Here is a 24,694-nt window from a genome sequence, read left to right as displayed (position 1 = left end):
ATACGGACCGGCTCGAAGAAGTAAAAAAAATATTTACGGCCCACCTCGAAAATAAAGGTCTCCGCAAAACGGCCGAGCGCTACGCTATTCTCGAAGAAATTTACGTGCGCTCGGGCCACTTCGACGTGGAAGAACTGTACGCCGGTATGAAGGAGCGCAACCTGCAAGTGAGCCGCGCCACAGTGTATAATACGCTTGATTTGCTGGTAGAGCAAGGCTTAGTGAGCAAGCACCAGTTTGGCCGCAACCTTGCGCAGTACGAAAAAAGCTACGGCTATCGGCAGCACGACCACGTTATTTGCACCGAATGCCACAAGGTAGTCGAGTTTTGTGACCCGCGGATTCACGGTATCCAAACGATGGTGGGCGACCTGCTAAACTTTCACATTCTGCATCATTCCCTAAATTTGTACGGCATCTGCGGCGACTGCCGCGCCAAGGGAGCTAGCAACCCCGCCCCCGAGCCTGTAAAGTAGCGTAGATGACCACCACCAGCATCCTTACCGACGGCATTCTGTATCTGACCCTAGCCGGCGACCTCATCGGTAGCCCCGATACCCAGCAGCTAGTAGCCTCGGTAAACGAGTACTTGGACGATGCCATTGTCAGCTGCGCCGTTGACTTGTCTAATATTCGATACATCAATAGCACGGGCATTGGGGTGCTGGTAGCATTGCTTACCAAGTTTCGGAGCCGCGGCGGTGAAATGATACTTATCAATCCGGCCGACCACCCGCGCAAAATGCTAGCCCTCACTAAGCTTAATAACATCTTCACCGTAGTTGCTGACGAAGCCACCGCCCGTCAGCAACTACTCACAGCCGCCTCCTAGGCGGCTATTTTTTTGTTTTCAAAATGCCAGTAGACGTATTAGTAGGCCTCCAGTGGGGCGACGAAGGAAAAGGAAAAATCGTAGACGTGCTCGCCCCCACCTACGATGCCGTAGCCCGCTTCCAGGGCGGCCCCAATGCCGGCCACACCCTCACCTTCGACGGCCAGAAGCACGTGCTGCACCAAGTGCCGAGCGGTATTTTTCACCCCCATATCCTCAATATTGTTGGCAATGGTGTGGTGCTCGACCCTGTTGTATTCCGGGGCGAGCTGCAGAAACTTACCGATAGGGGAGTAGACTGGAGCCAAAACCTTTATATCTCCAAGAAAGCCCAACTTATCCTGCCGTCGCACCGCGCCCTCGACCGCATCAGTGAAGAAGCCCGCGGCAACACCAAAATCGGCAGCACCCTCAAAGGAATCGGCCCTACCTATTCCGATAAAATCGGCCGCGTGGGCCTGCGCGTTAGCCACATCCTGCTCCCCGATTTCCAAGCGCGTTATAAGGAAGCAGTAGCCCACCACGCCAGCATCGCCGCCCACTATCATAAAGAGTTGGAAATTAGTGAGTTTGAAGCCGATTTCTTCTCTGCTGTTGAATTCTTGCGTACCCTTCAGCTCATTGATACCGAGTTTCTGCTGAATGACTTGCTTAGCCAGGGCAAACGCATTCTCGCCGAAGGTGCCCAAGGCTCTTTATTGGATATCGACTTCGGCACCTATCCCTACGTCACTTCCAGCAGCACTATCGCCGCCGGAGCCTGCACCGGCCTCGGCATCGCCCCCCGCCACATAGATAAGGTATACGGCATCACCAAAGCCTACTGCACCCGCGTCGGCAGCGGCCCCTTCCCCACGGAGCTAACCGACGAAGTCGGCGAGCAAATCCGCCAGGCCGGCCGCGAGTTTGGCTCCACCACGGGCCGCCCCCGCCGCACTGGCTGGATAGACCTGCCCGCCCTCCGCTACGCCATCATGCTCAACGGCGTCACCGAGTTGCACCTCATGAAAGCCGACGTGCTCGACGGTTTCGCCGAAATCCAGGCCTGCACTCACTACCGCACCCCCACCGGCGGTAGCACCCCCAACCTCCCGGACCCCGGCCAGCTCGAGCAAATCACCCCCGAGTACGTCACCATCCCCGGCTGGCACACCGACCTCACCCAGGTCACCGACGCCGCCCAGTTCCCCCGGCCTCTCCAGGACTACTTGGCTTTCCTTGAAAAGGAGTTACAAGTACCCATCCGTATTGTCAGCGTGGGGCCGGATAGAGTAAGCACGCTATTTCGGTAAGGCTGCCTGAGCCTCCGCTGCTTGTAGCGTCACTATATTCTTCTTTTCAATAGGAGTGAGTACCAAGTCAAGAGACACCTTCTCTACTTGGTACCACTCCTGTTTTTTGAAATACAGTCGCATCTTTTCGTTCTTTGAAAATGCATACCCATACCGAGCAAACACTTCATTCCGCATAAGCGCAAGTTGCTCCTTACTATACCGAGCAAGTTCTGCTGGCTTCAGTATTTTATAAGAAGCTTGTGGATAGCTACCACCAAAATAGTTGGTAAGTGGCCCGGTACGCGTCCCAGCCTCCACTTGTTGTTTAGTTGCTGAAACGCTCCACAACTTTTTGACCCGGAGCCCATAGTTCTTTTCCCCTTCGTAGAAGAAAGTCACAAAGTCACCTTCAGTTTCCTTTGAATAAAACCTATTCCCAATAATCTTAACGTTGGTGAGAGTCTGGTAAAACTTCTTCCATCTTTCCGGATTCTTCGCCCATCCGCCCGAACGAATTTGCGCTGTTACAACACCGTTGCTAACAACTACCACAAAGTCCGATTCCCATTCCGATTCTCCAAAATGATAAACACCCTCGTAAGCTTTAGGTGTTGAAGTCTGCCATTTTGTGAAAGAGGATGCTGGTACAGTATCCATGCCAAACATAATTTGCCCATAAGAGGCTATGGCAAAAAGACATAAGATTAGGCAGGATAATAAGAAGCGCATAAGGTGCTGCTAAGTAAGAAAGCTGAGTAAAAATACAACGCTAAATAGCAAGTAAACTTTTTCTCCCCCAAACTCAGCTACTTACAACCCCCACACAGCTTGTTTCATAATTCACTGCCTGTCTACCCAAAAAGTTCTCCTACCTTTGCAGTCCCAAACGGCAAAAGGCCTATTGAAAACTTTGTAAAAAACGCAAGTCTCTCAGAAAAAGCAAAGCTCACGGAACTCCTCGGCTAGCTAGCGTGTCTTACTCGCCGTGCTCCTTCCGCAAGAAGTAGAAAAAAATTTCCCAATCCTATTGCGAATTCGGAAAAACATACCGTACCTTTGCACCCCGCTTCAACTGGAAGCAAGTTAGATGAAAAAAATAAAGAAAAAAATCCAAAAAAATTTTCTCTTTATTTTTATAAAATAAGAAAAATCAGCTACCTTTGCACTCCCAATTAAAATAGGGCGCTGCAAACAGCGAAAACCGGGCTGCCCAGGTAGCCCACCATGCCGCTTCAATTGGAGGTAGCAATCGTTCTTTGAATGTTGGAAATAGACAAAACGTGAGGAGTCATGCTAGTAAGCGCAAGCCTACTAACATGACGAAACCAAACGACGCGAATTAAAAACGTCAAACAAAAAGAGCAAGGTTAGCACTCGACATCAGCTCATGTTCGCATGGGTGCAGGAATATTTTACAATGGAGAGTTTGATCCTGGCTCAGGATGAACGCTAGCGGCAGGCCTAATACATGCAAGTCGAACGGTCAGTAGCAATACTGATAGTGGCGCACGGGTGCGTAACACGTAACTAACCTACCTATACCTGGGGATAGCCCGCCGAAAGGCGGATTAATACCGCATAAGGCTTTTACCTGGCATCGGGTGATAGTTAAAGATTTATTGGGTATAGATGGGGTTGCGGGTCATTAGCTAGTTGGTTGGGTAACGGCTGACCAAGGCGACGATGACTAGGGGAGCTGAGAGGCTGGTCCCCCACACGGGCACTGAGATACGGGCCCGACTCCTACGGGAGGCAGCAGTAGGGAATATTGGGCAATGGGCGAGAGCCTGACCCAGCCATGCCGCGTGCAGGACGAAGGCTTTCTGAGTCGTAAACTGCTTTTGACAGGGAAGAATAAGCTGCTCGTGAGCAGTGATGACGGTACCTGCAGAATAAGCACCGGCTAACTCCGTGCCAGCAGCCGCGGTAATACGGAGGGTGCGAGCGTTGTCCGGATTTATTGGGTTTAAAGGGTGCGTAGGCGGCCTTGTAAGTCCGGGGTGAAAGCCCGTTGCTCAACAACGGAACTGCCCTGGATACTGCGAGGCTTGAGTACAGACGAGGTTGGCGGAATGGACCGAGTAGCGGTGAAATGCATAGATACGGTCCAGAACCCCGATTGCGAAGGCAGCTGACTAGGCTGTTACTGACGCTGAGGCACGACAGCGTGGGGAGCGAACAGGATTAGATACCCTGGTAGTCCACGCCGTAAACGATGGATACTCGCTGCGGGCTAAAGATTGTCCGTGGCTTAGGGAAACCGATAAGTATCCCACCTGGGGAGTACGCCGGCAACGGTGAAACTCAAAGGAATTGACGGGGGCCCGCACAAGTGGTGGAGCATGTGGTTTAATTCGATGATACGCGAGGAACCTTACCTAGGCTAGAATGCGCGTGACCGGCTCAGAGATGAGCCTTTCCTTCGGGACACAAAGCAAGGTGCTGCATGGCCGTCGTCAGCTCGTGCCGTGAGGTGTTGGGTTAAGTCCCGCAACGAGCGCAACCCCTATGGTTAGTTGCCAGCACGTAATGGTGGGGACTCTAGCCAGACTGCCTGCGCAAGCAGTGAGGAAGGCGGGGACGACGTCAGGTCATCATGGCCCTTACGCCTAGGGCGACACACGTGCTACAATGGACGGTACAGCGGGTAGCTACTGGGCGACCAGATGCCAATCTCGAAAAACCGTTCTCAGTTCGGATCGGAGTCTGCAACTCGACTCCGTGAAGCTGGAATCACTAGTAATCGCGCATCAGCCATGGCGCGGTGAATACGTTCCCGGGCCTTGTACACACCGCCCGTCAAGCCATGAAAGTCTGGTAGACCTGAAGCTGGTGCTCCGCAACGAAGCCAGTTAGGGTAGAACAGGTAATTAGGGCTAAGTCGTAACAAGGTAGCCGTACCGGAAGGTGCGGCTGGATCACCTCCTTTCTGGAGCAAACTTGCTCTTTGATTTAATATACTTTGGGTCGTTTGGCCTCACATTTTGTCTATTTCCTCCATTCAACGATTTTATCGGATTCTGCATTGACCTCACAAGAGATCAGGCCGAACCCGGGCTTGTAGCTCAGGTGGTTAGAGCGCTACACTGATAATGTAGAGGTCCCTGGTTCGAGTCCAGGCAGGCCCACTGGCAGCAGCGGGTATCTGCTTGCAGGCCAACTTCCGGGGGATTAGCTCAGCTGGCTAGAGCACCTGCCTTGCACGCAGGGGGTCAACGGTTCGAATCCGTTATCCTCCACTGATTACACATTCTAATTGAGAAGGTGATTCAGAATATTGATAGAGTTTGAAGTAATTCAACTATATCATCTTTACTACCGATAGGGTAGTAAACGTTCTTTGACGTAAGGGAAAACAAGAAAGAGAAGTACAAAGCGGGTGTGTCCGTCACAGACGGATGCACAGTTCTCCTACACTTCGAGTGTAGAGAATCGCAAGCGAGAAGTAAGCAAGAGCACACGGGGGATGCCTAGGGTCTCAGAGGCGAGGAAGGACGCGATAAGCTGCGATAAGCTCGGGGGAGGGGCACATACCCGTTATATCCCGAGATTTCCGAATGGGGCAACCCCATCGGTTGAAGACCGATGACCACTCCTGTATTGGACTGGGGCAAACGCCGGGAACTGAAACATCTCAGTACCGGCAGGAAAAGAAAATAACCATGATTCCCCAAGTAGTGGCGAGCGAACGGGGAGGAGCCCAAACCACGGCGGTTACGGCCGCTGTGGGGTTGTAGGGTCGCAACATCTGATTGAATCGAGATAACTGAAGTGTGTGGGAAAACACGCCAGAGACGGTGAGAGCCCGGTAAGTGACATTTCTGATTCACGGTAGCGATACCCTGAGTAGGGCGGGGCCGGAGAAACCCCGTCTGAAGCGAGCGGCACCATCCGCTAAGGCTACATACTCCTGAGACACCGATAGTGAACCAGTACCGTGAGGGAAAGGTGAAAAGAACCGCGGATAGCGGAGTGAAAAGAACCTGAAACCGTGTGCTTACAAGCAGTTAGAGGGGTGTCAATACCCTGATAGCGTGCCTTTTGCATAATGAGCCTACGAGTTACTCCTCACTGGCAAGGTTAAGTGTATAGATACACGCAGCCGCAGCGAAAGCGAGTCTGAATAGGGCGCGTAGTCAGTGGGGGTAGACGCGAAACCTAGTGAGCTACCCTTGAGCAGGATGAAGGAGCGGTAACACGCTGTGGAGGTCCGAACCAGTTTCCGTTGAAAAGGATTTGGATGACTTGAGGGTAGGGGTGAAAGGCCAATCAAACTAGGAAATAGCTCGTACTCCCCGAAATGTATTGAGGTACAGCGTCGTGGTTAGGTTTGCTGGAGGTAGAGCTACCAATAGGACTAGGGGGTGTCAGAGCCTACCGAATCCTGATGAACTCCGAATGCCAGCAAATTCATACACGGCAGTGAGGCCTGGGGTGCTAAGGTCCCCGGCCGAGAGGGAAAGAACCCAGACCCGCCGCTAAGGTCCCTAAGTTCTAGCTAAGTTGAACAAAGGAGGTCCAGTTGCTTTGACAGCCAGGAGGTTGGCTTGGAAGCAGCCATTCCTTTAAAGAGTGCGTAACAGCTCACTGGTCGAGCGACCGGGCATCGATAATACGCGGGCATCAAGCTAGGCACCGAAGCGCGGGATTTACACTTTGTGTAAGTGGTAGGGGAGCATTCTGGTTGCGGCGAAGCCGTGCTGTCAGGCATGGTGGAGCGTCCAGAAAAGCACATGTAGGCATGAGTAACGATAAAATAGGTGCGAAACCTATTCGCCGATAGACTAAGGTTTCCAATTCAACGCTAATCGGAATTGGGTTAGGCGGGACCTAAGGGAGAGCCGACAGGTGTACCCGATGGCAAGCCAGTTGATATTCTGGCCCCCGGACTAGGAAGTGATGCAGGGACGCAGGAATGAAAGTACCGCGAGCGGACGGAAGTGCTCGTTAAAGCCCGTACCTATTGAGATGGTAGTTAAGTACGCCGACTTAGGGGAAAGGTGATAGTACCACACGGCCTTCGGGCCACGTGGATAGTGTACCTAAGGACTGCCAAGAAAAGCTGCTAAACGTTGTATCCTAGCTCGGCCCGTACCGCAAACCGACACAGGTAGTCAAGGAGAGCATCCTGAGGCGCTCGAGTGAATCACGGCCAAGGAACTCGGCAAAATGGTCCTGTAACTTCGGGAGAAGGGACGCTTCCTCTAGCGATAGAGAAGCCGCAGTGAAAAGACCCAAGCGACTGTTTAACAAAAACACATGGCTTTGCTAACGCGTAAGCGGACGTATAAGGCCTGACACCTGCCCGGTGCTGGAAGGTTAAGAGGGGAGCTTAGTCGCAAGGCGAAGGCTTGAATCGAAGCCCCAGTAAACGGCGGCCGTAACTATAACGGTCCTAAGGTAGCGAAATTCCTTGTCGGGTAAGTTCCGACCTGCACGAATGGTGTAACGATTTGGGTGCTGTCTCAGCCGTGAGCTCGGTGAAATTGTAGTCTCGGTGAAGATGCCGAGTACCCGCCACGGGACGGAAAGACCCCGTGCACCTTTACTATAGGTTGCCATTGGTGATGGGTTCAGTATGTGTAGCATAGGCGGGAGGCGTCGAAGCGGGGGCGCTAGCTCTCGTGGAGCCAACGTTGAAATACCGCCCTTACTGTGCCTGTTGCCTAACTCTTGCTTTGCAAGAGAACAGTGGCTGCTGGGTAGTTTGACTGGGGTGGTCGCCTCCAAAAGCGTATCGGAGGCTTTCAAAGGTCCACTCAATCCGCTTGGTAACCGGATGTAGAGCGCAATAGTAGAAGTGGGCTTGACTGTGAGACTGACTAGTCGAGCAGGGTCGAAAGACGGATATAGTGATCCGGTGGTTCCGCATGGAAGGGCCATCGCTCAAAGGATAAAAGGTACGCCGGGGATAACAGGCTGATCTCCCCCAAGAGCTCATATCGACGGGGAGGTTTGGCACCTCGATGTCGGCTCGTCACGTCCTGGGGCTGGAGAAGGTCCCAAGGGTTCGGCTGTTCGCCGATTAAAGTGGCACGCGAGCTGGGTTCAGAACGTCGTGAGACAGTTCGGTCCCTATCTGTGGTGGGCGTTGGATGATTGAGAGGACCTGACTTTAGTACGAGAGGACCGAGTTGGACCAGCCGCTGGTGCGCCGGTTGTCCCGCCAGGGGCAGCGCCGGGTAGCTACGCTGGGAGCAGATAAGCGCTGAAAGCATCTAAGTGCGAAACTCACCTCCAGATGAGTCATCCCAATGAAAGGTTCGTGGTAGACGACCACGTAAATAGGCGGCAGGTGTAAAGCTGGAAACAGCATAGCTGAGCCGTACTAAGGAACCGAGGACTTACGCTTGGCCCACTAGCTTTCTACTTCTTTTTCTTTTCCCTTATGTCAACGGTTTTGCTATTGGTCCCTGAACACGACCAGTAACGCCAGCAATGGTGGCTTTAGCCCGGGTGTTCACCTCTTCCCATTCCGAACAGAGTCGTTAAGCCCCGGTGCGCCTATGGTACTGCCCTCACCGGTGGGAGAGTCGGTCGCCGCCAACTTTTTTGCAACAAGAGTCCTCCTGCTTCGCTTTCACCAGCGCTAGCAGGAGGACTCTTGCGTTGAGTCATCAGACTAATTGCACTAATAAACATGTGGCTGTAACATGGTGACTATAGCACAATTTTGGTCGTCTGTTGTTTACAAACTGTTATATTTTATAAGGTTCGAACATCTCCCAGCGCGTTTATAATAGATATTTTTCTATCTTGGGCAAGATAACGGCGAAGCTTTTTGCTCTGCTTGTTGGCATACTTAGCAACTATCATGCGCTATATGTTAGTTGTATACATAATGCTGTATTTCGAGGGGTATTTAGTTATATAAAAATAGTATGATGCGTATTTAATAAAAATCCCCGTTAACCCTAATTATAAGGGCTAGCGGGGATTTTTATGTGTTAACTAGGCGGATAACTTCTGGTCAAGAAGCGGAGAGGAGGTGAGTTTGAGCATAGTGCCAAATGATGTGTAAATCTACTTTGCGGAGCGCCCAGAGGCTCCATATTACAACCATAGACCCAACGCCGATAAACATCCAACGCGTAGAGAGCCGGCCGGCTAGCCGGGCGGCCAGTGGAGCAGCTGTAACGCCTCCCACAATGAGGCCCAGCACAATCTGCCAATTGGAAAAGCCAATGACGGAGAAGAAAGTAAGTGCACTGGCAAACGTCACAAAAAATTCTACGAGGCTTACGGTGCCAATAACGTAGTTGGGCGTGCGGCCATTGGCGATGAGCGTACTGGTAACTAGCGGCCCCCAGCCGCCCCCGCCAAAGGAATCTAGAAAGCCACCCGCGCCAGCTAGCCAGCCGGCATTTTTTACCTTGCGGCGCTTTTGGGTCTGCTTGCGTACAGCTTTGCTAATGATGCGCAGCCCTAGCAACAGCAAGTAGATAGCTAAAACTGGCTTGATAATAGCGGCGTACTGCTCGCCGAAATACGTAAGTAGCAGGGCACCGCTCACCGAGCCTAAAATACCAGGCACGAGGAGAACTTTAAATAAACGTTTATTGACATTGCCGAAACGGTAGTGATTATAACCGGACGCGCCGCTGGCAAACATCTCTGCAGTGTGAATGCTGGCGCTTACTGAGGCTGGGCTTAACCCTAGCGACATCAAGCTGATGGCAGACACTACGCCGTAGCCCATACCCAGCATGCCATCAATAAGCTGGGCTAGAAAACCAACCGCAACGAAAGTGTAAAATGTGCCCGAATTGCTGGCTACGTGCCAGACCTGCTGCCAGGTAATGTAATACGATAGGATAGTCAGAACCAGAAATAGCGCAAAAGCTCCTAGGCTAAACGTGGCTACTCGCTGCCAGTGCGTCACGGCAGCAGCTTGGTCGGTAGGCCCGAGGGCCGTAACGGCGTGCAGCTGCCGGGCCGCCGCGCCGGCCCGTACGCGGCCATGCAGGTCGGTATCGTGGGTGGCGACTAATACTAGGTCGTGGCCGAGTAAGTCGTCGGCTTCGAAAGGACGCGTGAGCAGCTTTATCTGCGGGTTTTGGGTAGCCAGAGCTTGGATAGCGGGTAAAAAATGGGGCGCTACTATCGTAATAGCCGCCGCTGGGCTAGCGGCGAGCACTGCCGTAAGCTGGGCCAGCGCCTCAGCATCGCCACCCACTAGCAGTACCCGCCGCCGGGCCAGGTCAAGAAAGACGGGAAGGGTGCTGCCTTGTAGGGGTACCAGCTGGCTACTGGTAGCCGCCGGAGCTACATGCATGAGCAGGTCAGTAGCCATAGTAGAAGGGAAATTACGACTTAGCTGTGAAAATCAAGACCTTGGGTAGTAGCTTTTACTACGCCGGTGCGCACTACAAAGTCGCCAAACGCCTCGTCGGGCTGACGGTCGGCGGCGTAGGCGGCTAGCAGAGGGGAAAGCTCGCGCAGGATACCATCTTCGTCGAGCATCTCGCGGTAGAGCTTATTGAGGCGTTCGCCGACGTGGTCGGCGCCGAGGTAAAGGTTGTAGCGGCCGGGCGCCTTGCCCACCAGGCCGATTTCGCCGAGGTAGGGGCGGGCGCAGCCGTTGGGGCAGCCGGTCATTCGGATGAGGATGCCGGTTTCGGCCAGGCCGTGGGCCCGGATGACGGCGTCGAGCTTATCGAGCAGGTGGGGCAGGTAGCGCTCGGCTTCGGCGAAGGCTTGCGAGCAGGTGTTGAGGGCCACGCAGGCTAGCGCGCCGCGGCGCAGGGCGGTGAGCTGGTCGGCCTTGGGCGCGGCACCGGCTTCTTCCAGAATAGTCTGAATACGGGCCACGTGCTGCGGCTCGATATTGGCCAGAATGAGGTTCTGGTTGCCGGTGAGGCGAAACTCGCCGGTGTGAAAACCGCTGATTTCGCGCAGGGCCGACTTGAGGCGGTAGCCGGGGCGGTCGAGCACGCGGCCACCTTCCACAAACAGCACGAGCTGGGAAAGGCCGCTAGGGCTCTGGGTCCAGCCAAAGGCATCGCTGGAGCTGTGGAACTGGTAGGCGCGCGTGGGAGCCAACTCGTAGCCCAGGCGCTGGTGCAGCTCGGCCACGAAGGCGGGCAGGCCTACACGGTCGATGGTGTACTTGAGGCGCGAGAGCTTGCGATTTTCGCGGTTGCCCCAGTCGCGCTGGATGGTTACGACTTTCTCGCAGACATCGATAACCTTATCGGCGGGCACGAAGCCGATGAGGTCGGCTAGCCGCGGGTAGGTTTCGTTCAGGCCAAACGTCATGCCTAGCCCGCCGCCCACGGCCACGTTGAAGCCCAGCAACTCACCGTTTTCCTCGATGGCGATGAGGCCGATATCGTTGGAGAAGATGTCGGAATCGTTGTAGGGCGGCAGGGCTAGCGCGATTTTAAACTTGCGCGGCAGGTAGGTATGACCGTAAATCGGCTCGTCGTCCACGGCTTCGGTGGTTTCTACCAAGTCGCCGTCAAGCCAGATTTCGCGGTAAGCGGTGGTGCGCGGCGTGAGGTGGGCGCTGATTGCCTGGGCGATGCGGACCACCTCGCCGTGCACCGGCGACTCGTGCGGGTTGGTATTGCACATCACGTTGCGGTTCACGTCGCCGCAGCCCGCAATGCTGTCCATCTGCACCTCGTTGAAACCCTGGATGGCGGCCGGCAAGTTGCGCTTGAGCACGCCGTGGAGCTGAAAGGTTTGGCGGGTAGTAAGCTTCATCGTGCCGTTGCCGTAGGCGTCAGAGAGCGCGTCCATGCGTTGCCACTGCGGGGCCGAGGCCACGCCGCCGGGCACGCGCACCCGAATCATGAACGAGAACAGCGGCTCCAGCTTCTGGCGCTTGCGCTCGCTGTCGAGGTCGCGGTCGGTTTGCTGATATGAGCCGTGGAACTTGATAAGATGCGTGTCGTCGGGGTTGAGCGCGCCGGTGAGGCGATTGGCCAAGCTCTCGATGAGTGTGCCGCGCAGGTAGCGGCTGGCAATTTTGACGTGCTCGACTTCGGAGAGCTTGGGCACGGCGGTGGCTAGGGTATCGGACATGGAATTAATTGAATTATAAGCTAGTGCAGCACGGTGGCGTCGAAGGTGACGCTCGCATAATACAGCGCCCCGATGGTGGGGCCGGCCGCGTACTGAAAATAGCGGCGGTCAAACAGATTGGTGCCGCCGAGCTTGATGGTTGATTTCAGGGTGGGCACGCGCAGGTTTACCTGGGCGTCGATGGTCTGGTAGGCCGGCACTTGGCCGTTGGCCAGGGGGCTTTCCCAGTAAAAGGAATCCTGCCAGCGCCAGTTCACATTAAAGCCGAAGTTGCGGATAATCTCGCGGTTGCCGAAGGAGAGGTTGGTGGCCCACTTCGGGGTGTTAAAACCGGTGACGAAGACATCGGTTTGGCTGTTGGCCGAGAGGGCGTTGAAGTTTACGTTGCCGGCCAGGGTGAATTTCTGGTAGAAATTGTAGGTCAGGCCCAGCGTGGAGCCGTAGCTGCGGTAGGCCTGGCGCGAGTTGGTGTACACGCGGTAGCGGTCCTGGCGAGCGTCGCGGTTGGCGCGCAGGGCGGCCACGGCGGCGGCATCGGTGCCCACGGCTACCTGGTTGCCATTGGCGTCTTTGGGCACGCTCACCTCTACCTGGGCCAGGAAGCCGGAGTAGACGTTAAAATACGCATCGGCGTCGATGGCTAGCTTGTTGCCGAGCAGCACGCTGCGGTAGCCGACTTCGAAGGCGTTGATTTGCTCGGGCTGCTCGGTGGGCAGGTTGGCCACTTGCAGCAGGGCGCGGTTTTGGGGCAGCACGGCGGCCTGGGCGGCGGTGCTGCCGCTATTGGCCGCCACGTAGGCATTCACGGCCGCGTTGAACTGGTCGATGCTGGCGCGGGTGTACGAGTTTTGCAGGTAGTTCAGGCCTTCGTTGACCCTAGCCAGGCCGCCCACGCGGCGCACGTTGCCATTGTTGACGAACGACAACGCCTCGAACAGCGAGGGAAAGCGCCAGCCATTTTGGTAAGAAGCGCGGAAATTATGCTTCTCCGCTAGGGTGTACACAGCCGCCAGGCGCGGGTTAACCTTGGCCGTGAACTCGGGGTTGTAATCGACGCGCAGCGAGGCGGTGAGCTTGAGCTTATCGGCCAGCAACAGCTTGGTAGCCTGGCCGAAGGCGCCGAACTTCTGGTAGTACACGTAGTCGCCGCCGGGCTGGCTGCGCTCGGCCAGCGGCCGGCTGAAGTCCACGAAGTTGTTGCCGTCGGGGATAATCTGGTACACGCGGGCATCGGCACCCACGAGCAAATCCACGAATTTGACGCGCTGGCCCAGGTTCCACAGCCCTTCCGTGTGGTAGGTGCGGCTGCGCTGGGTGAGCGCCGCGCCGCCGGGAATGGGCGCGCCCGGCACGTTCACGCCGCTGTCCCAGTTGTTGAGGCTGGTAATTTTATTCTTGAGGTCGGTGAAGGCCTGGGTGCCGGGCTCGGCGCGGCCGGCGTCGGCGGCCTGGCGGGCGGCGGCCATGGCCTGGGGCAGCGCCGCGCCGCCGGCTAGCTGGTTTTGCAGCGCAGTGCGGAATTTGGCGCCCCACACGGCGTTGGAGCCGTTTTGCAGGTCGAGGTTGAGGGCTAGCGGGTTGAGGTTGTAGGAGCTGCCGGTGTTCTCAAGCAGGGTATAAGCGCGCACCACGAAGTCGCGGCCCTTCAGCTCCAGCTTGTGGTTTTGCACCGTCACGCCGTTGAGCTGAATCTTGTTGCCGCGCTGAAACACGCCGTCCATCAGCCCGAAGCGGTAGCCGTAGCTCAGCTCCAGCTGGTCGGTGAGCTTGTAATGCAGGCTGGCATCGGCCTTGATGTTGCGCACGATGGGGTTCACGAGGTCCTTCTCGTAATAGCCGGTGCGGGTAATGGTAAAGGCTTGGTTTTTACTCTGGTACGGAATGGTGACGGTCAGCGACGAGTTGGTGTCATCGCCGTAGCGGTTCCAAAGGTCGGCGGCCGGGTTGTAGGCGCCCGACAGCTCCGAGAAGCCGGGGTTAGAAGTAGAAAGGCCCTGCGGGTTCTGGTCGGTTTGGGTGTTGGCGAGCCAATCGGTGCCGCGCAGATAGTCAAGGTTCACCTTATAGGCCCAGCGGCCGCTAGCCCCCACGGCCTGCGCCCAGCGGATGGAGGTTTCGGTGAGGGCGCTCGGGTGGCGGTCGATGCCATCGACGTGGTTCACGCCCAGCTTCTGGTACACGCTCAGTCCCTGGTAGGTGAAAGGGCTCTTGGTGGTGAGGTTGGCCAGCCCGTTGATGGCATTCATGCCGTAGAGGGCCGAGGCCGCGCCGGGCGTTATTTCGACGCTGGCAATGTCGAGTTCCGTGGGGCCGATGGCATTGCCCAGCGGCACGCCCAGGGTAGCCGCCTGCATGTCTACCCCATCCACGAGCTGCATAAAGCGAAAATTATTAGGAATATTAAACCCCCTGGTATTCGGTACTTTAAAGGTGAGGCTGCTGGTAAGCATCTGCACGCCCTTCACATTTTCGAGGGCGTCGTAAAAGCTCGGGGCCGGGGTTTCTTTAATGGCCCGGATATCGAGCTTTTCAATGGCCACCGGCGACTTGAGCCGGCTTTCCTCCACGCGCGAAGCCGACACGACGACCTCGCCGGTCAGGATTTCCTTGGGTTCCAGCACGATGTCGAGCGGCTGGTTGGCGCGGTTGATGGGCAGCACCACCGGCTCGTGCCCCAAGGCATTGAACACGAGCACGAACGGGTATTTCAGGCGGGCCTTGAGGGCAAATTTGCCATCGCCATCGGTCTGGGTACCGGTGTTGGTGCCCTGAATGCTGACGCTCACGCCCGGCAGGGCTAGCCGGGTGCCCTGCTCATGCACGGTGCCGCTCACGGCCAGCAGCTCGGTTTGGGCAAATGCCGCGCTAATGCTAGCCAGTAAGAGAAGCAGGAAAAGGATGATGGACGGGTAGTAAGCTTTCATCGAAAGGCGAAATTGAAGTCGGAAAAGAGCCGGCCGAAGCGGGCAAAAACTGGCGAGCGCGCGGACGCATACAGCAGCCGGCCGGCCGACAACAACAAGTGGGCATTCGGAGAAACATGGGTGGTAAAGTGCTGGTTAGTGGTGGATTTTGATGGCACGGGGCAGCGCCCCGCGGTATCTAAGGATGACCACTCTTAATACACGTCTTCGAGGTAGCGGCGCTGCTTCTTAAGGTTCTTCAGGTAGGTAATGGCTTCTTCTAGCGAGATGCTAGCCTCATTTTGCACTACCTGGGTGAGGGCCGTTTGCACGGCGTGGCCGAGGCGGTTTTTGTCGCCGCACACGTAGAAGTGGGCACCGTTTTCGAGCCAGCCGAAGACGTCGCGGCTGTTTTCGAGCAGGCGGTCCTGCACGTATATTTTCTCGGCCTGGTCGCGTGAGAAGGCCACATCGAGCTTGGCCAGGCCGCCGCGCTTGAGGTGCTGCTGCCACTCGGCCTGGTAGAGGAAGTCGGTGGTAAAGTGCGGGTTGCCGAAAAATAGCCAGTTGCGGCCGCTAGCCCCCAGCTCCACGCGCTCCTCCACGAAGGCCCGGAACGGCGCGATGCCGGTGCCGGCGCCCACCATAATGATGTCGGTATCAGCCGCTTTGGGCAGCTTGAAATACTCGTTGTGCTCCACGAATACGCGCACCTCGTCGCCCACCGCCACCCGGTCGGCGAGCAGCGACGAGCACACGCCCTGCTTCTGGCGGCCGTGGGCCTCGTAGCGCACGGCGCCCACCGTGAGGTGCACCTCGTCGGGGTGGGCCAGCAGGCTGCTGGCGATGGAGTAGGCGCGGGTGGGCAGCGGGCGCAGGGTGTCGGCCAGGGCCTGGGGCGTGAGCTGGTCGGTCGGGAAATCGAGCAGCAAGTCGGCTACGTCGCGGCCGTAGAGGTAGGGCTGGAGGCGGCTCGTATCGGCCAGCAGGCCGTGCAGCTCGGCGTGGGGGGCTAGCGCGGCGTAGCGCTCCAGCACGTCGCGGGTGAGCACCGTGAGCTCGCGGCGGCTGGCCAGGGCGGCGGCCAGCGGCAGGCTTTCGGACCCTAGCAGCACCGGTGCCGAGTCGGAGAGGCGGGCGGCGCGCAGCACTTCCTCCACCAGTGGGTGGTGGTTGAGGGGGCGCACGGCCAGCGCATCGCCGGGGGCGTAGGTCAGGCCCGAGCCGGCCAGGTCGAGCTCGATGTGGTGCGTTTCCTTATCCGAGCCCCGGCCGTTTAGCTGAATGGTCTCGAGCACTTTAGCCGGCCAGGGGTTTTCGGCGGTAAACTGCGCAGCAGGCTGCGGCTCAGCCACTACGGTAGCGGCACTGCCAGCCGGGGCGGCTAGGGTAGGCGCCCCGGCTGGGGCTTGGTTAGCCGCCAGCTTATCCAGCACATCCGCAATCCACTGCGCGGCGGGCGCTTTATAGGCTACATCGGCATCGACGCGGTCGAGCAGGCGGGTGCCGCCCAGCGCGGCCAGGCGCTCATCGAAATCCTTGCCGGTCTGGCAGAAGTGGATATAGCTCGTGTCGCCCAGCGCCAGCACGGCAAATTTTAGCTTGGGCAGCTTGGGGGCGCGCGGCCCGCCGATGAACTGGTGCAGCTCCTCGGCCGAAACGGGCGGCTCGCCCTCGCCGTGGGTGCTCACGATGACGAGTAGGTTTTGCTCCTGCGCCAGCTGGCGGCCGGGGTAGTCGTTCATGTCGCGCACCTCCGGCTTCAGGCCCCGAGCGGTAGCCGCTGCGGCCGCTTGCTCGGCTATTTTCTTACCGTTGCCGGTGTGCGAGCCGTAGAGAATAGTCAGCTTTTCGGCCGGGGCGGCCGCCGTAGCCGCGCCAGTGCCAGGCGCGGCCGGGGCGGCCGCCGTTCCGCCCGTGGCCTGGCCGTAGAAATAGCCGCTCAACCACACCAGTTGCTGCGGCGTGAGGCTAGCCGTAAGCTGCTGAAGGGTAGCCTCGTCGAGGCTGGGCGGAAGAATAGGAAGCGTGGGCATGACTAAGAAAAAACGGGAGCTGGCAAAGCGGAATTAAATGGAAAACGTAGCCTCCACCGGCACTTCCTGGGTGAAATATTCGGGGTCGGTGGTGGTGATGAGGCCGGCGGCCAGCGTGGCGCCGGTCTGGTCATCGACCAAAATGAAAGCGCCGGTGTCGCGGTTGTTGAGGTAGTCATCGGCCACCAGCGGCAGGGCCGTTTTGAGACGCACCCGCACGATGTCATTGAGCTTGGCCTCGTCGGTGCCCACGCTCTCGAAGGTTTCAATGTTGGTTTTCTGGAGAATGGTCGTCACGGCTGCCTTCACCACGGCCGAGTGGTGCTGCACCAGCAGCTTGCGGCCGGCGCGCAGGGGCCGCTCGTCCATCCAGCAGAGCGTGGCTTCCAGCTCGCGCACCACGGCCGGGTGCGCGTTGAAGGGCACGATGGTATCACCGCGGCTGATATCAATATCGTCGCGCAGGCGCAGGATAACGCCCTGGGGCGCGGCGGCCGAGGCCACGGCCTGCTGATTGACCTCAATGGTTTCGAGTACCGTTTCAAGGCCCGAGGGCCAGATGCGCACCTTGTCGCCGGCGTGGTACGTGCCGCTCTGAATGCGGCCGGCGTAGCCCCGGTAGTCGGGTAGCTCCTCGGTTTGGGGCCGAATGACGTACTGCACCTGGAAGCGCGGCTCGCTGGGGTTGGCGTCGGCGGCCACGGGCACGCTTTCGAGGTGCTCCAGCAGGCTAGGGCCGTCGTACCACGGAATGTGCTTCGAGCGGCGCACGATGTTATCGCCGTGCAGCGCGCTCAGCGGAATGGCCACCACGCTGGCTAGCTTCAGCTGCTCGGCAATGGCCTGGTAGTCAGCCACAATTTTGGTGAAAATGGCCTCGTCGTAGCCCACCAAATCCAGCTTGTTCACGGCCAGCACAAAGTGCCGGATGCCCAGCAGCGAGGCTAGCAGCGTGTGGCGGCGCGTCTGCTCAATCACGCCCTGGCGGGCATCGACCAGCACGATGGCCAAGTCGGCATTGCTGGCGCCGGTCACCATGTTGCGGGTGTACTGCACGTGGCCCGGCGCGTCGGTGATGATAAACTTGCGGCGCGGCGTGGTGAAGTACTTGTGCGCTACGTCAATCGTAATTCCCTGCTCGCGCTCAGCCTTGAGGCCATCGGTCAGTAAGGCCAGGTCTACCGAGTCGCCGTTGGTGGCGGTGCGCTTCTTTTCGAGCGTGGCCAGCACGTCGAGCGACACGGAGTCGCTGTCGTAAAGCAGGCGGCCAATGAGCGTACTCTTGCCATCGTCGACGCTGCCGCAGGTGATAAAGCGTAGGATATCCATTGTCTTATTACTTAATAAATTAGCTTAGAAATACCCGTTGCGCTTGCGGTCCTCCATGCCGGTTTCGGAGAGGTTGTCGTCGAGGCGCGTGGCGCCGCGCTCGCTCACCTTGGCCAGCAGCAAATCCTGGATGATGTCGTCAATCGAGTGGGCGTCGCTTTCCACGGCGGCCGTGCAGGTCGAGTCGCCCACGGTGCGGAAGCGCACGCGGCGGCTCACGATTTCGTCGGTGTCGTCGAGGTTGAGGTGCTCGCTCAGGCCTAGCAGCTGGCCGCTGGGCAGCACTACGCACTGGCGCTCGTGCGAGAAATAGATTTCGGGCAGCTCGATTTTTTCGCGCTGGATGTAATTCCACACGTCGAGCTCGGTCCAGTTAGAAATGGGGAACACGCGCACATTTTCGCCCTTCTGAATGCGGCCGTTGTAGATGTTCCACAACTCGGGGCGCTGGCGCTTGGGGTCCCACTGGCCAAAGTCGTCGCGCACCGAAAAAATGCGCTCCTTGGCGCGGGCCTTCTCCTCGTCGCGTCGCGCGCCCCCGATGCAGGCGTCAAACTCAAACTCCTCAATAACATCGAGCAAGGTATAAGTTTGCAAGGGGTTGCGGCTAGGAAATTTACCGCCCGGCTCGCGCAGGCCACGCTCCCGAATGGTATCCTCTACCTTGCGCACAATCAGCTTCTCGCCCAACGAAGCGGCCAGCTTATCGCGGTAATCAATAATTTCCTGGAAGTTGTGGCCCGTGTCGATGTGCACGAGCGGGAAGGGAAACTTGCCCGGCCGAAACGCCTTTTCGGCCAGCCGCGTGAGGGCGATTGAGTCTTTGCCGCCCGAGAACAACAGCGCAGGCCGCTCAAACTGGCCGGCCACCTCGCGCAAAATATGAATAGCCTCGGCTTCTAGCCTATCTAAGTAATCCATTGGTAATGAATAAATTGGTGTTTAGTAAGCGGTAGGGGCTAGCGGGGTAATTCCTCCACCACCGGGTCGAGGCCTTGGTGGGCAGTGGTGTGCAGGCCGCACTCCTTGGCGTCGGCGTTTTCCCACCACCAGCGGCCGGCCCGGAAGTCCTCGCCCGGCTTGATGGCCCTGGTGCACGGCGCGCAGCCAATGCTTACAAAGCCCTGCTGGTGCAGCGGATTCACGGGCACGCCGTGCTGCTGCGTAAAGGCTACCGTGTCGGCCCAGGTCCACTCAAAAAGGGGGTGCACTTTAATGAGCTGGTGGCCGGCATCCCACTCCACGGCGTGCATGTGCTGGCGGTTGGCCGACTGCTCGGCCCGGATGCCGGTAAGCCAGATGTGCGTGCCGGCCAGGGCCCTGGCCAGTGGCTCCACCTTGCGGATATAGCAGCACTCCTTGCGATTGTCGATGCTCTCGTAGAAGCTGTTAGGGCCTTTCTGCGTCACCAGGGCTTCGACACTGGCCGCCAGCGGGGCGAAGGCTTCGATGGGCTGGCCGTAGCGGAGCAGCGTCTTATTCCAGGTTGAATACGTTTCCTGAAAGTTGCGGCCGGTGTCGAGCGTGAATACGCGCACGGGCAGCTCATTGGTAAAAATGAGGTGGCTCAGCGCCTGGTCTTCAATGCCAAACGAAGTCGAAAAGGCAACCTTGCCTGGGAAACGCTGGGTGACAGCCCGTATAATTTCCAGCGCGGAAAGCCCGGCCAGTTCCTGGCGCAGGTCATTGACCTGGGCCGCAAGTGTACTATCCATGTTGAAAGGGAAGAAGTTTTTCGCGGCCAGCAAGCCGCCGAAAAAAGGTGCCGACACGCGGGGGCGCTCCAGGTAGGCCCGCGAAGGCCCAGGGAGCAGCGCTAACCCGAACGGAGAGGTAGCCGGCCAGCTGATAAGACGTTGCTAAACGCTAGCAGCTCCGCATCGCTCCCGTGCGCATTCGGCAGGGGCAGCACGTACAACAACACCCATGCTGTAGAGCAGCAAGCGAGGTGGTCGTAAAGCGGAGGGTAGTTGAGCAGCGCACGGCAACTTGTTTTTATATGGTCAGGACTTGGCACCGTTCCAGCAAGTAGCTGGGGGTTGCCGGCGTTTCATCGAGCCTGTCTCTCCACGCCTCTGTATAAAAACAATCCTTCTGGCAAGAGGAATTGATGACACAAAGGTAGAGCCGGAATTTTTAAAATTCCAAACTTCTGAACAAACCGTTGAAAACCAACGGGCGGCCCCTCGTCAGAGGAGCCGCCCGTTGGTTCCGACGGCGATATAAGTTGGGGGCTAGCGGTTTTGTTTGCGCCCCGCGCCATTTTTGGCTCAAGGCCTAAAATCCGCCCTTATCGAGGTTCAAATCTTCCTTGGGCGTGGCGCCCATGAATGGATAGGGATACTCCACGGGCGGGTTAAACGTTTCCTTGATGGCGCGCGGCGACACCCAGCGCTGCAGGTTGAGCAGCGAGCCGGCCTTGTCGTTGGTGCCCGAGGCGCGGGCGCCGCCGAAGGGCTGCTGGCCCACCACGGCACCGGTCGGCTTGTCGTTGATGTAGAAGTTGCCGGCCGCGTTCGCCAGCTTCTTGGTAGCCAGGTCGATGGCGTAGCGGTCTTGCGAGAAAATGGCGCCGGTGAGGGCGTAGGGCGAGGTCGAATCCACGAGTTCCAGCGTCTGCTCAAACTCGTGCTCGTCGTACACATACACCGTCACGACGGGGCCAAACAGCTCCTCGCACATGGTCACGTACTTAGGGTCTTTGGCCCGGATAACGGTGGGCTGCACGAAGTAACCCTTCGACTTGTCGTGGTGGCCGCCGACTACGATTTCGGCGTCCGGGCTAGCCTTGGCCTCGTCAATAAACCTGGCTAGCTTATCGAAGCTGGCTTCGGTAATGACGGCGTTAATAAAGTTGGTAAAGTCTTCAACATCACCCATTTTCATCGACTCCACGTCCTGCTTCACGTAGCCCAGAATTTCCTCGGCCAGGTTGGACGGCAGGTATACGCGCGAGGCGGCCGAGCACTTCTGGCCCTGGTACTCGAAGGCGCCGCGCGAAATGCCGGTAGCCACAGCCTTGGCGTGGGCCGAGGGGTGGGCCAGAATGAAATCTTTGCCGCCGGTTTCGCCCACAATGCGCGGGTACGACTTGTAGCGGTGGATATTCTGCCCGATTTCGCCCCAGATGGTCTGAAACACCTTGGTCGAGCCCGTGAAGTGAATACCCGCGAAGTCGCGGTGCTTGAAAATCACGTCGCCGGCCACCGGGCCATCCACGTAAATGAGGTTGATGACGCCGGCCGGCACGCCAGCTTCGATGAACAGCTCCATCAGCACCTGAGCCGAATAAATTTGCGGGTAGGCGGGCTTCCACACCGTCACGTTGCCCATAAGCGCGGCCGACACCGGCAGATTGGCGGCGATGGAGGTGAAGTTGAACGGCGTGAGCGCAAATACGAAGCCTTCGAGCGGGCGGTGCTCCAGGCGGTTCCACATGCCGGGGGCTGACTCGGGCTGCTGGCGGTAGATTTCCTGGGCAAAATGTACGTTGAAGCGCAGAAAGTCAATCAGTTCACAAGCCGCGTCAATTTCCGCTTGAAAAGCGTTCTTGCTCTGGCCCAGCATGGTAGCCGCGTTGAGGCGGGCGCGGTAGGGCCCGGCCAACAGCTCGGCGGCCTTCAAAAAGACGGCGGCGCGCTCTTCCCAGGGCAGGCTAGCCCAGGCGTGGCGGGCGGCCAGCGCGGCGTCGATGGCCTGGGTTACGTGGCTAGCATCGCCTTCGTGGAAGTGGCCCAGCACGTGCTTGTGGTCGTGGGGCGGGGCTAGCGGCAGCGTGCGGCCGGTGCGCACTTCCTGGCCGCCGATGTGCATCGGAATATCGCGCTCAACCTGCTTGATGCGCTTCAGTTCTTTAACCAGCTCGACGCGCTCGGGCGAGCCGGGCGCATAGCCTTTTACAGGCTCATTGATAGGAGTAGGGACGCGGAAAAAGGCGTTGGACATGAGAATAGCAGCCAGCGAAAACTGGCAGTTTGCGGTGAAAAATGGGGTGGGAAAGAAAGTTAGAGAAAGTCGCGCAGCTCGGCTAGGCTACTGATTTCATAGGTTATCTGGGCAAAATGCCGGCGCTTGTCGGGGTTGAAATACACCTGGTCGATGCCGGCGTTGTAGGCCCCCAGCACGTCGCATTCGAGGTTGTCGCCTATCATCAGGCTTTCGGCGGCGGTGGCGCGGGTGCGGGCCAGCGCGTGGGCAAACATGCGCGGGTCGGGCTTCAAAAAGCCGCTGTGCTCGGAAGTAATAACCTCGTCAAAATAAGGCGTTAAGCTAGAAGAATTCAGCTTGATATGCTGCACATCCTCAAAGCCATTCGTGATGAGGTGCAGCAAATAGCCCTTATTTTTTAAGTAAGTAAGCACCTCGTGGGTGTGCGGAAACACGGCCGCCTTGCGTGGCAAAATCTCGGTGAAGCGTGCCGAGATATCGGTGGGCACGTCGGCCTCGGCCACCCCTAGCCGGGTGAGCGTGCGCACGAAGCGCACCTCGCGCAATTGCTTCTGCGTCACCTTGTTGCTTTGATAGAGGCGCCACAGCGCGTGGTTTATCTCGCTGTAGCGCTGGCTAAACTCAGTGAACGTGAAGAGGCCGTGGCGCGCCAGGTTGTAGTCGCTAAAAAGCTGAGCAAGTGTTTCGTTCGCGTTGGTTTCAAAGTCCCAAAGCGTGTGGTCGAGGTCAAAAAACAGGTGGCGGTAAGTTTTCATACGGAACAGGCAACCCTATTTTTCGGGGTCGAGGAGCAAATCGGTGACGGGGTGGCCGGTAGCTAGCGACTGCACGAGGCGCTCGGCGTCTTTGGGCCGCGCGTCGCCGTAATAAATACCTTCCGGGTACACTATCAGGGCGGCCCCGCTGCCCTTTTTGCAGTGCTTGCACAAGTCGAGGCAATTGCAGGTCTGGATGCGGGTATGCACCTTTTGCCCCCGAAAACAATTGATTTAACGCCTTGAGCTTTAAGCTCTTTCTTGAGAGCTTTAGCGACATCCTCACCGATGCCGGACTTTTGGTTGGTGCAAACGAAAACGCGGCGCTCGGGCATAAAATTTAGGTTGGAATAATGAACTAGGAATCAAGCGAACGACAATTCTGAATTCCTCATTCAAAATTCTTGATTGGCGAAGCCGGCGGTAGCCAGCGGCGGTTCTGAATCTTATAAGCGGCCAGCTCGCGGTTGCTCCACAGGGTTTGGTATATCAGTTGGTCGTGCACGAGTTGTGGGTCGCGCTCCATGAGCCCTAGCAATTGCTGGAGCAGCTCGGCGGTTTCGTCGCGCAGGAAATAAAACATCCAGTTGTCGAGGCGGCGCACGCCCACCAGGCCCGCGTTTTTGAGGTAGGCTAGCTGGCGCGACGTTTTAGTTTGCGTAAAGTCAAGCACTTGCTCCAGGTCGCCGACCACCATTTCCTGGTTGCGCCACAGCAAGTGCAGGATGCGCACGCGGCTTTCATCGCCGAGGGCCTTAAAAAGCTGCTGCCCGAATGCAACCGGGAAATGTTTTACGCGCATCTACCGTTCAGACTAACTGAGCCGGCCCGGCCGGCCCCAAAAGTACGACCGGCACGGCGGGCAAGTTCGTATATTTGTTACAGTATCCTTTTGACAATCTCCTTCGTGAACAGTCGCCGTTTTCTTTTGCTGCTGAGCCTGGTACTGCTGACCGGGTGGCTGGCTAGCCCCAAAGCCTGGGCCCAGGGCAAGCGCCGGGTGGTGCAGTTCACGGGTATCGTGGCGAGCGGCGACAGCCTGCTGGGCGTGCCCGGCGCCTCGGTCTACGTGCCCAAGGCCGGCCGTGGCACCACGAGCAACGCCTACGGCTACTTTTCGATGCCGGTGCTGGCCGGCGATAGCATCGTGTTTCGCTCGCTGGGCTACCGCAACCAAACCATTGTCATTCCGGCTGATTATCAGCGGCAAAGCTTTTCGGTGGTTATTACGTTGCAGGAAGACGCCACCGTGCTGCCCGAAGTACGAGTATTTCCCTACGCTACCGAGAAGGAATTTAAAAAGGCCTTTCTGGCCTTGCGCCTGCCCACCGAGCGCGGTTCGGCAGCGGCCGACAACCTGAACGAGGACCTGATGCGCAAAATTTTTAACTCGCAGCCGATGGGCCCCACGGCCAACTACCGCCAATCGATGTCGATGCAGCAACTCGACCTAGACCGGCGCATGGGTATTGCCCCCAATCCGCACAGCAATAACCCTTTGCTTAATCCGTTCAGCTGGCTGCAGCTGGTGAAGCAAGTCAAAGACGGCGAGTTTAAGAAGAAAGAAGGCGTTGATTATTAGCGGCTA

Annotated in this window: 16 protein-coding genes, 2 tRNA genes, 3 rRNA genes and 1 riboswitch; of the genes, 9 read left to right on the top strand and 12 right to left on the bottom strand. The window is 57.7% G+C overall.

The genetic code is table 11. The features are described from left to right. Positions 1-29 precede the first annotated feature (29 nt). Genes GKZ68_RS11530 through GKZ68_RS11520 form a run of 3 tightly spaced genes read left to right on the top strand, consistent with a single transcriptional unit; the run spans position 30 to position 2,124 of the window. The gene (locus GKZ68_RS11530) at positions 30-476 is read left to right on the top strand and encodes a Fur family transcriptional regulator (RefSeq protein WP_254244274.1); all 447 of its coding nucleotides are present in this window, start codon (positions 30-32) and stop codon (positions 474-476) included. A gap of 5 nt (positions 477-481) precedes the next feature. Beyond that, positions 482-832: an STAS domain-containing protein gene (locus GKZ68_RS11525; protein ID WP_173114792.1), complete on the top strand. Its 351-nt coding sequence runs from the start codon at positions 482-484 to the stop codon at positions 830-832. 23 nt (positions 833-855) lie between these two features. Then, entirely contained in the window at positions 856-2,124 is a 1,269-nt protein-coding gene (locus GKZ68_RS11520; protein ID WP_173114790.1) for an adenylosuccinate synthase, read from the top strand. Here the strand turns inward: GKZ68_RS11520 and GKZ68_RS11515 are convergent. Further along, entirely contained in the window at positions 2,113-2,835 is a 723-nt protein-coding gene (locus GKZ68_RS11515) for a YARHG domain-containing protein (RefSeq protein ID WP_173114789.1), read from the bottom strand. The two genes, GKZ68_RS11520 and GKZ68_RS11515, sit on opposite strands and share 12 nt — an antisense overlap. A gap of 685 nt (positions 2,836-3,520) precedes the next feature. On the opposite strand from GKZ68_RS11515, the gene GKZ68_RS11510 reads away from it, so the two are divergent. The 5 genes from GKZ68_RS11510 (at position 3,521) to rrf (ending at position 8,655) form a co-directional block, all read left to right on the top strand. Further along, positions 3,521-5,035: ribosomal RNA gene (locus GKZ68_RS11510) — 16S ribosomal RNA — on the top strand. A gap of 125 nt (positions 5,036-5,160) precedes the next feature. Then, positions 5,161-5,234: transfer RNA gene (locus GKZ68_RS11505), tRNA-Ile, on the top strand. A 37-nt stretch (positions 5,235-5,271) separates the two neighbouring features. Beyond that, a tRNA-Ala gene (locus GKZ68_RS11500) sits at positions 5,272-5,345 on the top strand. 199 nt (positions 5,346-5,544) lie between these two features. Then, positions 5,545-8,458, top strand: a 23S ribosomal RNA gene (locus GKZ68_RS11495). 85 nt (positions 8,459-8,543) lie between these two features. Continuing rightward, positions 8,544-8,655 (top strand): 5S ribosomal RNA (gene rrf, locus GKZ68_RS11490). Together the 16S, 23S and 5S rRNA genes with 2 tRNA genes alongside form the textbook arrangement of a ribosomal RNA operon. A 421-nt stretch (positions 8,656-9,076) precedes the next feature. On the opposite strand, the gene GKZ68_RS11485 is transcribed toward rrf, so the two are convergent. The 11 genes from GKZ68_RS11485 to GKZ68_RS11435 form a co-directional block, all read right to left on the bottom strand. Further along, positions 9,077-10,399, bottom strand: a complete 1,323-nt coding sequence (locus tag GKZ68_RS11485; RefSeq protein WP_173114788.1) for a TSUP family transporter — start codon at positions 10,397-10,399, stop codon at positions 9,077-9,079. A 20-nt stretch (positions 10,400-10,419) separates the two neighbouring features. Further along, positions 10,420-12,135 carry an NADPH-dependent assimilatory sulfite reductase hemoprotein subunit gene (locus GKZ68_RS11480; RefSeq protein WP_173114787.1) on the bottom strand — a complete coding sequence of 572 codons (1,716 nt, stop codon included), beginning with the start codon at positions 12,133-12,135 and terminating at the stop codon, positions 10,420-10,422. Positions 12,136-12,155: 20 nt separating this feature from the next. Continuing rightward, a complete protein-coding gene (locus GKZ68_RS11475; protein ID WP_173114786.1) occupies positions 12,156-15,059 on the bottom strand; it encodes a TonB-dependent receptor in 2,904 nt (967 codons plus the stop codon). Between the two features lie 194 nt (positions 15,060-15,253). Next, positions 15,254-17,074, bottom strand: coding sequence for an assimilatory sulfite reductase (NADPH) flavoprotein subunit (locus tag GKZ68_RS11470; RefSeq protein WP_173114785.1), 1,821 nt, complete (start codon positions 17,072-17,074; stop codon positions 15,254-15,256). A 33-nt stretch (positions 17,075-17,107) separates the two neighbouring features. Next, complete coding sequence (locus tag GKZ68_RS11465) at positions 17,108-18,403, bottom strand: sulfate adenylyltransferase subunit 1 (protein ID WP_173114784.1); 1,296 nt, start codon at positions 18,401-18,403, stop codon at positions 17,108-17,110. A 24-nt stretch (positions 18,404-18,427) separates the two neighbouring features. After that, entirely contained in the window at positions 18,428-19,324 is an 897-nt protein-coding gene (gene cysD / locus GKZ68_RS11460) for a sulfate adenylyltransferase subunit CysD (protein ID WP_173114772.1), read from the bottom strand. A gap of 38 nt (positions 19,325-19,362) precedes the next feature. Next, positions 19,363-20,118: a phosphoadenylyl-sulfate reductase gene (locus GKZ68_RS11455; RefSeq protein ID WP_173114769.1), complete on the bottom strand. Its 756-nt coding sequence runs from the start codon at positions 20,116-20,118 to the stop codon at positions 19,363-19,365. Between the two features lie 277 nt (positions 20,119-20,395). Beyond that, positions 20,396-20,489, bottom strand: a riboswitch (SAM riboswitch). Positions 20,490-20,680: 191 nt separating this feature from the next. Further along, entirely contained in the window at positions 20,681-22,348 is a 1,668-nt protein-coding gene (gene pruA, locus GKZ68_RS11450) for an L-glutamate gamma-semialdehyde dehydrogenase (RefSeq protein ID WP_173114766.1), read from the bottom strand. Between the two features lie 59 nt (positions 22,349-22,407). Then, a complete protein-coding gene (locus GKZ68_RS11445) occupies positions 22,408-23,106 on the bottom strand; it encodes a YjjG family noncanonical pyrimidine nucleotidase (protein ID WP_173114763.1) in 699 nt (232 codons plus the stop codon). Between the two features lie 15 nt (positions 23,107-23,121). After that, positions 23,122-23,316 (bottom strand): hypothetical protein, encoded by a 195-nt coding sequence (locus GKZ68_RS11440; protein WP_173114760.1) that lies wholly within the window; start codon positions 23,314-23,316, stop codon positions 23,122-23,124. A 181-nt stretch (positions 23,317-23,497) separates the two neighbouring features. Continuing rightward, positions 23,498-23,908: a metalloregulator ArsR/SmtB family transcription factor gene (locus tag GKZ68_RS11435; RefSeq protein WP_173114756.1), complete on the bottom strand. Its 411-nt coding sequence runs from the start codon at positions 23,906-23,908 to the stop codon at positions 23,498-23,500. A gap of 90 nt (positions 23,909-23,998) precedes the next feature. On the opposite strand from GKZ68_RS11435, the gene GKZ68_RS11430 reads away from it, so the two are divergent. Further along, entirely contained in the window at positions 23,999-24,688 is a 690-nt protein-coding gene (locus tag GKZ68_RS11430; RefSeq protein WP_173114753.1) for a carboxypeptidase-like regulatory domain-containing protein, read from the top strand. Positions 24,689-24,694 lie beyond the last annotated feature (6 nt).

The organism is Hymenobacter sp. BRD128, assembly GCF_013256625.1.
Taxonomy (GTDB): domain Bacteria; phylum Bacteroidota; class Bacteroidia; order Cytophagales; family Hymenobacteraceae; genus Hymenobacter.
This window is presented reverse-complemented; position numbering and strand designations above follow the sequence as displayed.

Coding starts and splice junctions, on each gene's coding strand:
- GKZ68_RS11485 (WP_173114788.1), bottom strand. CDS start 10,399: ATGGCTACTGACCTGCTCATGCATGTAGCTCCGGCGGCTACCAGTAGC.
- GKZ68_RS11465 (WP_173114784.1), bottom strand. CDS start 18,403: ATGGATATCCTACGCTTTATCACCTGCGGCAGCGTCGACGATGGCAAG.
- GKZ68_RS11470 (WP_173114785.1), bottom strand. CDS start 17,074: ATGCCCACGCTTCCTATTCTTCCGCCCAGCCTCGACGAGGCTACCCTT.
- GKZ68_RS11455 (WP_173114769.1), bottom strand. CDS start 20,118: ATGGATAGTACACTTGCGGCCCAGGTCAATGACCTGCGCCAGGAACTG.
- GKZ68_RS11520 (WP_173114790.1), top strand. CDS start 856: ATGCCAGTAGACGTATTAGTAGGCCTCCAGTGGGGCGACGAAGGAAAA.
- pruA (WP_173114766.1), bottom strand. CDS start 22,348: ATGTCCAACGCCTTTTTCCGCGTCCCTACTCCTATCAATGAGCCTGTA.
- GKZ68_RS11480 (WP_173114787.1), bottom strand. CDS start 12,135: ATGTCCGATACCCTAGCCACCGCCGTGCCCAAGCTCTCCGAAGTCGAG.
- GKZ68_RS11435 (WP_173114756.1), bottom strand. CDS start 23,908: ATGCGCGTAAAACATTTCCCGGTTGCATTCGGGCAGCAGCTTTTTAAG.
- GKZ68_RS11515 (WP_173114789.1), bottom strand. CDS start 2,835: ATGCGCTTCTTATTATCCTGCCTAATCTTATGTCTTTTTGCCATAGCC.
- GKZ68_RS11445 (WP_173114763.1), bottom strand. CDS start 23,106: ATGAAAACTTACCGCCACCTGTTTTTTGACCTCGACCACACGCTTTGG.
- GKZ68_RS11525 (WP_173114792.1), top strand. CDS start 482: ATGACCACCACCAGCATCCTTACCGACGGCATTCTGTATCTGACCCTA.
- cysD (WP_173114772.1), bottom strand. CDS start 19,324: ATGGATTACTTAGATAGGCTAGAAGCCGAGGCTATTCATATTTTGCGC.
- GKZ68_RS11475 (WP_173114786.1), bottom strand. CDS start 15,059: ATGAAAGCTTACTACCCGTCCATCATCCTTTTCCTGCTTCTCTTACTG.